This window comes from Xenophilus sp., assembly GCF_044462705.1.
Classification (GTDB): Bacteria; Pseudomonadota; Gammaproteobacteria; order Burkholderiales; family Burkholderiaceae_C; genus Xenophilus; species Xenophilus azovorans.
The window spans coordinates 1-8,821 of the sequence record NZ_JBIQNC010000192.1 but is presented as its reverse complement, the minus strand read 5'-3'; the positions used below and the strand labels follow the sequence as shown (position 1 = coordinate 8,821).

The following is an 8,821-nucleotide window of genomic DNA, read 5'->3' as shown; positions in this document are numbered from 1 at the left end:
GCGCCGGCGCGCGGGTGGCGAACACGCCATGGGGCTGCGGGTCGAGGAAGGGCGTCACCTCCAGCAGCTCGCGCGGGCAGCGGTGGAAGTGCGTGATGAGCAGCAGGTGGTCGAAGCCCTCGATGTCGCGCAGGCCGGCGGCGTAGGCAGGCAGCACTTCCAGCGTCGCCGTCTCGTGCGGCACGCCGGCGGCTTGCACCGGCACGCCCTCCGGCACCGGGAAGCGGCTGCGGATGTGGCCGATGGGGCGGCAGACGATTTCGGCCGCGGCGTCGCTCATGACAAGCCTTCTCCATCCAGCGCGCGCGCGGCGGGCAGCGCCGGGCCGCGCAGCGCGGGCGCCGCAGCGGTGTCGGGCGTCCAGCAGCGCCACACCTCCTGCGGCAGCGCGCGTGCGGTGGGCGGCGCCGGCTCGCGGGCCGTGCCCAGGCTGACGAAGCCGGCCAGGTGCTCGCCCGGCTGCAGGCCGAGCTGGCGGGCCAGCGCGTCGTCGAAGCAGCGCTCGCCGCTGAGCACGATGCCGCCGTAGCCGAGCTGGTGCGCCGCGTTCAGCAGGTTGCCCAGCGCCGCACCGGCGGCCAGCCACTGCTCGCGCAGCGGCACGCGCTTGCGCGCGCGCGGCGAGACGACGAAGCCCAGCAGGCAGGGCGCCTCGGTGGCGTGGGCGCGGGCGCGGCGCAGGTCGGCGGCGCTGGCGAGCGGGTCGCGCCGCCGCTTCTCGGCCTCGAACAGCGCGGCCAGCGCCTCGCGCTGCGGCGTCCTGAACTCGATCACGCGCCAGGGGTGCAGCCGGCCGTGGTCGGGCGCGCTGAGCGCGGCCTGCACCATCAGCTCGATGTCTTCCGCGCCCGGGCCGGGCGCGTCCAGCCGGCGCGGCGAGATGGAGCGGCGCTCCAGCAGCGCGCCCAGCGAGGCCGGGGCGGCGTCGGCCGGGCGCAGCATCTCCACGTCGCCGAAGGCCACGTGGCGCAGGGTGCGGTCGGCCTGCGGATGGACCAGCAGGGCCCAGTAGGCGCCTTCCAGCGGGAGTTCGCCCCGCAGGGCCGTGCGCCACAGCGCCTCCAGCCCGGCGGCGTCGGCTGCCGGTGCGAAGCGGGACAGCGCGGCGGCATGCAGCACGTCGAGCCGCGCCTGGATGGCTGCGGCACCTTCGCCGCCCGCCGCCGCGGTGCTCTCGGCCAGGCGTCGCAACGCGGCGTCGCTCATCGACGCGTCTGCGCCCGGCAGCAGGGCGGGCATTTCCTGAACGGGCAGGCTCACGCGCAGCACCGAGCGCAGCAGGTGCCGGCCGAGACCGGCGAGGGGAAGAGGGGCGGGCATGGCGTCTCGGCAGGTGGAGGGATCGCTATTCATCGAAGGAATAGCGATTCGAGTTTAGGCGACGCCGCACAATCCCGCCATGCGCGCCAAGACCTCCTTCGCACCGCCCGCCGCCTTCATGGACGCGCTGGGCCACAGCGCGGCCGACAAGCGGCTGGACATCCTGCGCGGCATCGGCCGCAGCGGCAGCATCTCGCAGGCTGCGCGCGACGCGGGCGTGAGCTACAAGGCCGCCTGGCAGGCGGTGGCCACGCTGACCAACCTGGCCGGCATGCCGCTGGTGGACAGCGCCGTGGGCGGCGCCGGCGGCGGCGGCGCGCGGCTGACCGACGACGGGCGGCGCCTGCTGGCGATGGCCGATGCCTTCGCCGAGGCGAGGCAGTCGCTGTATGCCCCGCTGGGCGGCCCGGCGGCGGCGCTGCCCGGCGCCAGGGCGGCGATGGCGGGCCTGGCGATCCGCACCAGCATGCGCAACCAGTTGCCCGCGCGGGTGGTCGAGGTGGCGGGGGCCGGCCGCATGGTCACTGCCACGCTGGCGCTCGGCGCCTCGCCGCAGGCGCTGCGCGCCCGCGTGACGCGCGAGAGCGCCGAACTGCTGGGCCTGGCGCCGGGCCAGCCGGTGCTGGCGCTGTGCAAGGCGACGGCGGTGGAGGTGGCGCCGGCGGGCTCGCCGGCCGCGCGTGCCGGCGGCAACGTGCTGGAGGGCGTGGCGGCGGCGATCAGCCGCGACGAGGCGGGCGACGAGGTCGGCGTGCAGCTCGACGGCGAGGGGCTGCAACTGGTCGGCTTCGCCGCCGCCGGCACGCGCCTGCGGCGCCGGCAGCGCGTGCACACGCGGCTGGATGAATCGGCGGTGGTGATCGCGCTGCCGGGGTGACGGGGCGCGGGCAGGCGGCTCAGGCGCCGAGCTTCGCCATCTGTGCGCGCACGTCCTCGGCCGAGCCGGGCCGCACCACGCGGCCGACCTCCTGCCCGCCCTGCAGGAAGATCAGCGTGGGCCACAGCCGCACGGCAAAGCTGCGGCCCAGCGGGCGGCCGCTGCCGTCCTCCACCTTGATGTGCCGCAGCCCGGCGGGCGCGTCGGCCAGCGCCTCGGCGATGGCGGGCTGCGCGCCGCGGCAGATGCCGCACCAGTTCGCGCCGAACTCCAGCAGCGTCGGGCCGGGCAGGGCGTCCACTTCGGCGCGGGTCTTGTCTTCGGGTTGGTAGGGAGTGGTCATGCGTGGGATCGTGAAGCCGCGGCGCCGGTGTGCGCTGTCGGCCGTCAGCGCCTGTGCTGGCCGGCGGCGAGCCTGCGGTAGATGGTCGCACGGCTGACGCCCAGCGCGCGGGCGGCCTCGGCCACGTTGCCGCGCGCGTCCTGCACGGCCTGGCGGATCAGCGAGGCCTGCACGTCGCGCAGGCGGGGCGCCGCCTGCACGTCGCGGCGCTGGGCGCGCACGTGCAGCCGCAGGCCGGACCACAGCGGCACCTCGACCGGCGCCGGGTGGCGCGCGGCGGCGTCGAAGAGCAGGGAGGGCGGCACGGCGAACAGGTCGCCGGCCTGCACCGCCTCGGCGCGGCCGGGTGCCGGCAGGGGCAGCAGCTGGCGCGCCATCGCGTTGGCGCCGAGCACGCGGCCGTCGGCGTCCAGGCACAGCAGGCCGTCGCTGTCGGCGGCCGCGTCCAGCGGCGCCAGGCTGCCGGGCCAGTTGACCTGCAGCAGCAGCGCGCAGGGCAGGCTGCGCAGCCAGGCGTTCTGGATCGCCTGCGCCGCGTGCTGCGCCAGGTGCTGCAGCTCGGGGCGTTCGACCACGTTCACGCCGGTCAGGTCGAGCATGCCCACGCAGCGCCCGGCGGGGTCGAACACCGGCGCGCCGGCGCAGGTGTAGACGCCGGTGTCCTCGAAGAAGTGCTCGCCGCGGTGCAGCCACACCGGGCTGCGCTCGGCCAGCGCGGCGCCGATGGCGGTGGTGCCCACCGCGCGCTCGGACAGGTCGACGCCGACGCGGGCGATGTCGCGCATGGCGCGGTCGTCCTGGCCGTGCAGCGCGCCCACCTCGATCACCACGCCGTCGGCATCGGTCAGCAGCGCGAAGTAGTGCGTGCCGGCGATGGCGCGCGAGAGCCGCTCCAGCACCGGCCGCGCGGCGCCGAGGAAGCTGCCGCAGCGCTCCTGCGCGGCGGCGGCGGCCGTGCGCGGCACGGCCTCGAACATCACTCGCTCGCGCGGGCTGCGCCCGGCGGCCAGGCAGCGCTGCCAGGAGCGGGCGATCCAGGGGGGCAGGGCGGCGTCGGCGCGGGCCTGCACCTCGCCGTGCAGCCAGGCGCGGCGCGCATGCGCGATGGAGCCGCTGCGGTCGGGCAGCGCGAGGGCGTGGGCTGGAAGATTCATGCGTGGGGTGCGTGCGCGGGGCCGAAGATGCCCGAGCCTGCGCGCGCCGATCGTCTCATTTTGAGAATTTCAACCCGCCCCCGCAACCGCCTAGGGTTTTGCCTAGGGTGGGTGTCGGGGGCGGGGCAGAAGATGACCAGCGGCGCGGCGGTTCCGGCCCCGCGCCCAGCCATCACCGACACACGGAGACAGCCACATGCAGGTATCCCTCACCGTCAACGGGCGCGAGGTCACGATCGACGCGCCGCCCCATACGCTCCTTGTCCAGGCCATCCGCGAGCACCTGCGCCTGACCGGCACGCACGTGGGCTGCGACACGGCCCAGTGCGGCGCCTGCACCGTGCACCTGAACGGCCGCGCCATCAAGTCCTGCAACGTGCTGCTGGCCCAAGTGGCGGGCGGCAACGTCACCACCATCGAGGGCATCGCCCAGGCCGACGGCACGCTGCACCCGATGCAGGCGGCCTTCAAGGAGTGCCACGGGCTGCAGTGCGGCTTCTGCACGCCGGGCATGGTGATGAGCGCGATCGACCTGTGCACGCACCATCCGAAGTCCGGCGAGCAGGAGATCCGCGCGCTGCTGGACGGCAACCTGTGCCGCTGCACGGGCTACCAGAACATCGTCAAGGCCGTGCAGCAGGGCGGCGAGGCGATGGCCTCGCAGGCCGCTTCGGCCTGAAGAAGGAAGGAGCGCGACATGGGTGCTTCCGATTTCGCCAAGCTGCCGCACATCGGCGAGGCCGTCCGCCGCAAGGAGGACGTGCGCTTCCTCACCGGCGCGGGCAACTACACCGACGACGTGCTGCTGCCCAACCAGGCGCATGCCGTCTTCCTGCGCTCGCCGCACGCGCATGCGGCGATCAGGTCCATCGACACCGCGGCGGCCGCGGCCATGCCCGGCGTGGTGGGCATCCTCACCGGCGCCGACATCGACGGGAAGATGGGCGGCCTGCCCTGCGGCTGGCTCATCAACAACCCGGACGGCACGCCGATGAAGGAGCCGCCGCATCCCATCCTGGCCATCGGCAAGGTCCGCTACGTGGGCGACCACGTGGCGATGGTGGTGGCCGAGACGGCGGAGCAGGCGAAGAACGCGGCCGAGGCCATCGTGGTCGACTACGAGGTGCTGCCCGCGCTGGTGAGCGTGGCCGACGCCGCGAAGAAGAGCAGCGGCGTCACCATCCACGACGCCGCGCCCGACAACCAGTGCTACCGCTGGACGCTGGGCGACAAGGCGGCGGTGGACGCGGCCTTCGCCGGCGCGGCGCACGTGACGAAGCTCGACCTCGTCAACAACCGCCTCATCCCCAACGCCATCGAGCCGCGCGTGGCGGTGGCCGGCTACAACCGGGCCGGCGACGAGTACACGCTGTACGTCGCCAACCAGAACCCGCACGTCGAGCGGCTGCTGATGACGGCCTTCGTGCTCGGCCTGCCCGAGCACAAGGTGCGCGTGATCGCGCCCGACGTCGGCGGCGGCTTCGGCTCCAAGATCTACCTCTACGCGGAGGACGTGGCCCTCACCTGGGCCAGCAAGCAGTTCAACCGCAACATCAAGTGGACGGCCGAGCGCTCCGAGTCCTTCCTGTCCGACGCGCACGGCCGCGACCACGTGAGCCACGCCGAGATGGCGATGGACAAGGACGGCAAGTTCCTCGCGCTGCGCGTGCACACCGACGCCAACCTGGGCGCCTACCTGTCCACCTTCGCCACGGCGGTGCCGACCATCCTCTACGCCACGCTGCTGGCGGGCCAGTACACCACGCCGCAGATCTACGTGGAGGTGGACGCCTGGTTCACCAACACCGCGCCGGTGGACGCCTACCGCGGGGCCGGCCGGCCCGAGGCCACCTACCTGCTGGAGCGCCTGGTCAGCCGCTGCGGTTGGGAGATGGGCCTGGGCCAGGACGAGATCCGGCGCCGCAACTTCGTGCGCGAATGGCCGTACCAGACGCCGGTGGCGCTGCAGTACGACGTGGGCGACTACCAGGCCTGCATGGACAAGGCGCAGGCGCTGGCCGACGTCGCCGGCTTCGACGCCCGCCGGGCCGAGAGCGAGAAGCAGGGCAGGCTGCGCGGCATCGGCTACTCCAGCTACATCGAGGCCTGCGGGCTGGCGCCGTCCAACATCGCCGGTGCGCTCGGCGCGCGCGCCGGCCTGTTCGAGGCCGGCGAGGTGCGCGTGCATCCCACCGGCAGCGTGACGGTCTTCACCGGCTCGCACAGCCACGGCCAGGGCCACGAGACCACCTTCGCGCAGGTGGTGGCGGCGCGCCTGGGCATCCCGGTCGAGAACGTCGATATCGTGCACGGCGACACCGGCCGCATCCCCTTCGGCATGGGCACCTACGGCTCGCGCTCCATCAGCGTGGGCGGCGCGGCCATCATGCGCGCGCTCGACAAGATCGAGGCCAAGGCCAAGAAGATCGCCGCCCACCTCATGGAAGCCAGCGACGCCGACATCGAGTTCGCCGGCGGCGAGTTCACCGTCAAGGGCACCGACAAGAAGATCCCCTTCGGCCAGGTGGCGCTGACGGCCTACGTGCCGCACAACTACCCGCTCGACAAGCTGGAGCCCGGCCTGAACGAGACGGCCTTCTACGACCCCACCAACTTCACCTACCCGGCCGGCACCTACATCTGCGAGGTGGAGATCGACAAGGCCACCGGCGAGGTGAAGATCGACCGCTTCACCGCGGTGGACGACTTCGGCACCATCATCAACCCGATGATCGTGGAGGGGCAGGTGCACGGCGGCATCGTGCAGGGCATCGGCCAGGCGCTGATGGAGAACTGCGTCTACGACCGCGAGACGGGGCAGTTGCTCACCGGCAGCTTCATGGACTACGCCATGCCGCGCGCGGAGGACTTCCCCGTCTTCAAGCTCGACACCGTCTGCACCCCCTGCACCCACAACCCGCTGGGCACCAAGGGCTGCGGCGAGGCCGGCGCCATCGGCTCACCGCCGGCCGTCATCAACGCCGTGCTCGATGCGCTGCACCCGCTGGGCGTGAAGGACTTCGACATGCCCGCCAGCCCGGCGCGCGTGTGGGAGGCGATGCGCAAGGCCCAGGCTGCCGCCTGAACGAGGAAGGAGCACACACCATGTACGCATTCACCTTCGAACGTCCGGCCAGCGTCGACGAGGCGGCGCGGCTGGCAGCCGCCGGCGCGAAGCCGCTGGCGGGCGGCCAGACGCTGCTGGCCTCCATGAAGCTGCGCCTGTCGGCGCCCGAGCAACTGGCCGACCTGTCGGGCTGCAAGGAACTCACCGGCATCCGCAAGGAAGGCGACGCGCTGGTCATCGGCGCCATGTCGCGCCACGTCGAGGTCGCGAACAACGCCGACGTGAAGTCCGCCTACCCTGCGCTGGCCGACCTGGCCTCGCGCATCGGCGACCGGCAGGTGCGCGCGATGGGCACGATCGGCGGCTCGGTCGCCAACAACGACCCGGCCGCTTGCTACCCGAGCGCCGTGCTGGCCTCGGGCGCAACCATCCTCACCACCAAGCGCGAGATCGCGGCCGACGACTTCTTCCAGGGCCTGTTCGCCACCGCGCTGGAAGAGGGCGAGCTGATCAAGGCGATCCGCTTCCCGCTGCCGCAGAAGGCGGCCTACGAGAAGCTGCGGCAGAAAGCGTCGAACTTCCCGCTGGTCGGCGTCTTCGTGGCGCAGTTTCCTGGCGGCGTGCGCGTGGCCGTCACCGGCGCGGGCAATGGCGTATTCCGCCACGGCGGGCTGGAGGCGGCGCTGACGCGCAGCTTCACGCCCGAGTCGGCGGCCGCCGTCGCCATCGACGACAGCGAACTCAACAGCGACCTGCACGCCAGCGCCGCCTACCGTGCCAACCTGATCTCGGTGCTTGCGCAGCGCGCCGTGGCGAAGGCGCTCGGTTAAGCTGGGCCGATGACCGACCACGCCCGCCCTGACGCCGCCACGCCGTTCGCCTCGATCGACGCCGTGGTGCAGGGGCTGGCGGAGGTCGGCTACCTGGCCGACCGGCGCCTGGCCACCGCCGTCTTCCTCGCGCTGAAGCTGCAGCGGCCGCTGCTGCTGGAGGGCGAACCCGGCGTCGGCAAGACCGAGCTGGCGAAGGCGCTGTCGGCCGCGCTGGGCCGCGAGTTGCTGCGCCTGCAGTGCTACGACGGCCTGGAGCAGCGCGAGGCGCTGTACGAGTGGAACTACGCCGCCCAGTTGCTGCACATGCGCGCCGCAGAAATGTTCGCCCCCACGCTTCCTGCTTCGCATGGTGCGCTGCCCCCCGAGGGGGCGCTCGCCGCCTTGGGGCGGCCCGGCGGCGGCGAGGCCGCGGCGCGCATCGAAGCCGAGGTCTACCAGCCGCACTACCTGATCCGCCGCCCGCTGCTGCAGGCGCTGCAGGCGCCGCCGCCCGGCGCCGTGCTGCTGATCGACGAGGTGGATCGCGCCGACGAGCCCTTCGAGGCCTTCCTGCTCGAATACCTGGGCGAGTACCAGGTGAGCATCCCCGAACTGGGCACCGTGCGCGCCGTGGTGCCGCCGGTCACCGTTCTCACCAGCAACCGCACGCGCGAGCTGAACGATGCGGTGAAGCGTCGCTGCCTCTACCACTGGCTGGACTACCCCGATCGCGAGCGCGAGCTGGCCATCGTGCGCGCCCGCGTGCCGGGCGCCGGCGAGGCGCTGTCGGCGCAGGTGGCCGACTTCGTGCACCGGCTGCGCAGCCAGCCCTTCGCCAATGCCTTCCGGCGCGCGCCCGGCATCGCCGAGAGCGTGGAATGGGCCAAGGCACTGGTGGCGATGGACACGGTCGAACTCGACCCCGAGGTGGTGGTCGACACCGCCGGCATCCTCTTCAAGCAGCGCGACGACGTAGCGGCGCTCAACCACACGCTGGCCACCGAACTGCTCGCGCCCGCCGAGTGAGGCCGGGCGCATGGAACGCGTGCATCAACTCGGCGACGCCAGGCGAGGCAAGCTGGCCGGCAACCTGGCGGGTTTCGGCCGTGCGCTGCGGCGCGCCGGCGTGCGCGTCGACGCCTCGCGCATCGCACTGGCCGCCGAGGCGGCGCAGCTCGTCGGCGTGCACCGGCGCGACGACATGAGCGCGGCGATGGAGGCGGTGCTGGTCGCCCGCGAGCAGGACCG

The 8,821-nt window shown here is 73.3% G+C and carries 9 protein-coding genes and 1 pseudogene; 6 read left to right on the top strand and 4 right to left on the bottom strand.

The window, feature by feature from the left end; translation table 11 throughout:
- A partial coding sequence (locus ACIY1X_RS21505) for a TrmO family methyltransferase (protein WP_399684555.1) occupies positions 1-280 on the bottom strand: 280 nt, incomplete at its 3' end.
- A complete protein-coding gene (locus ACIY1X_RS21500; protein ID WP_399684553.1) occupies positions 277-1,320 on the bottom strand; it encodes a nitroreductase in 1,044 nt (347 codons plus the stop codon). The genes ACIY1X_RS21500 and ACIY1X_RS21505, both read right to left, overlap by 4 nt.
- Before the next feature lie 79 nt (positions 1,321-1,399).
- Here ACIY1X_RS21500 and ACIY1X_RS21495 point away from each other — a divergent pair, with 79 nt between their 5' ends.
- Positions 1,400-2,197 (top strand): TOBE domain-containing protein, encoded by a 798-nt coding sequence (locus ACIY1X_RS21495; protein WP_399684550.1) that lies wholly within the window; start codon positions 1,400-1,402, stop codon positions 2,195-2,197.
- A gap of 19 nt (positions 2,198-2,216) precedes the next feature.
- Here the strand turns inward: ACIY1X_RS21495 and ACIY1X_RS21490 are convergent, their stop codons facing one another.
- Both ACIY1X_RS21490 and ACIY1X_RS21485 read right to left on the bottom strand, forming a co-directional pair.
- Entirely contained in the window at positions 2,217-2,540 is a 324-nt protein-coding gene (locus tag ACIY1X_RS21490; RefSeq protein ID WP_399684547.1) for a thioredoxin family protein, read from the bottom strand.
- Between the two features lie 44 nt (positions 2,541-2,584).
- On the bottom strand, positions 2,585-3,694 hold the full coding sequence (locus ACIY1X_RS21485) for a helix-turn-helix domain-containing protein (protein WP_038205620.1): 1,110 nt from the start codon (positions 3,692-3,694) through the stop codon (positions 2,585-2,587).
- Positions 3,695-3,890: 196 nt separating this feature from the next.
- On the opposite strand from ACIY1X_RS21485, the gene ACIY1X_RS21480 reads away from it, so the two are divergent.
- The 5 genes and pseudogenes from ACIY1X_RS21480 to ACIY1X_RS21460 form a co-directional block, all read left to right on the top strand.
- Positions 3,891-4,373 (top strand): (2Fe-2S)-binding protein, encoded by a 483-nt coding sequence (locus tag ACIY1X_RS21480; RefSeq protein ID WP_038205617.1) that lies wholly within the window; start codon positions 3,891-3,893, stop codon positions 4,371-4,373.
- An 18-nt stretch (positions 4,374-4,391) separates the two neighbouring features.
- Positions 4,392-6,779: a xanthine dehydrogenase family protein molybdopterin-binding subunit gene (locus ACIY1X_RS21475; protein ID WP_399684544.1), complete on the top strand. Its 2,388-nt coding sequence runs from the start codon at positions 4,392-4,394 to the stop codon at positions 6,777-6,779.
- A 20-nt stretch (positions 6,780-6,799) separates the two neighbouring features.
- Entirely contained in the window at positions 6,800-7,591 is a 792-nt protein-coding gene (locus ACIY1X_RS21470; RefSeq protein WP_399684541.1) for an FAD binding domain-containing protein, read from the top strand.
- Between the two features lie 9 nt (positions 7,592-7,600).
- On the top strand, positions 7,601-8,599 hold the full coding sequence (locus ACIY1X_RS21465) for an AAA family ATPase (RefSeq protein ID WP_399684539.1): 999 nt from the start codon (positions 7,601-7,603) through the stop codon (positions 8,597-8,599).
- A 10-nt stretch (positions 8,600-8,609) separates the two neighbouring features.
- A pseudogene (locus tag ACIY1X_RS21460) lies at positions 8,610-8,821 on the top strand (hypothetical protein); the annotation flags it as partial.

What these genes read in the sequence shown, in the direction of transcription:
- ACIY1X_RS21500 (WP_399684553.1), bottom strand. Translation starts at nt 1,320, where the DNA reads ATGCCCGCCCCTCTTCCCCTCGCCGGTCTCGGCCGGCACCTGCTGCGC.
- ACIY1X_RS21495 (WP_399684550.1), top strand. Translation starts at nt 1,400, where the DNA reads ATGCGCGCCAAGACCTCCTTCGCACCGCCCGCCGCCTTCATGGACGCG.
- ACIY1X_RS21490 (WP_399684547.1), bottom strand. Translation starts at nt 2,540, where the DNA reads ATGACCACTCCCTACCAACCCGAAGACAAGACCCGCGCCGAAGTGGAC.
- ACIY1X_RS21485 (WP_038205620.1), bottom strand. Translation starts at nt 3,694, where the DNA reads ATGAATCTTCCAGCCCACGCCCTCGCGCTGCCCGACCGCAGCGGCTCC.
- ACIY1X_RS21480 (WP_038205617.1), top strand. Translation starts at nt 3,891, where the DNA reads ATGCAGGTATCCCTCACCGTCAACGGGCGCGAGGTCACGATCGACGCG.
- ACIY1X_RS21475 (WP_399684544.1), top strand. Translation starts at nt 4,392, where the DNA reads ATGGGTGCTTCCGATTTCGCCAAGCTGCCGCACATCGGCGAGGCCGTC.
- ACIY1X_RS21470 (WP_399684541.1), top strand. Translation starts at nt 6,800, where the DNA reads ATGTACGCATTCACCTTCGAACGTCCGGCCAGCGTCGACGAGGCGGCG.
- ACIY1X_RS21465 (WP_399684539.1), top strand. Translation starts at nt 7,601, where the DNA reads ATGACCGACCACGCCCGCCCTGACGCCGCCACGCCGTTCGCCTCGATC.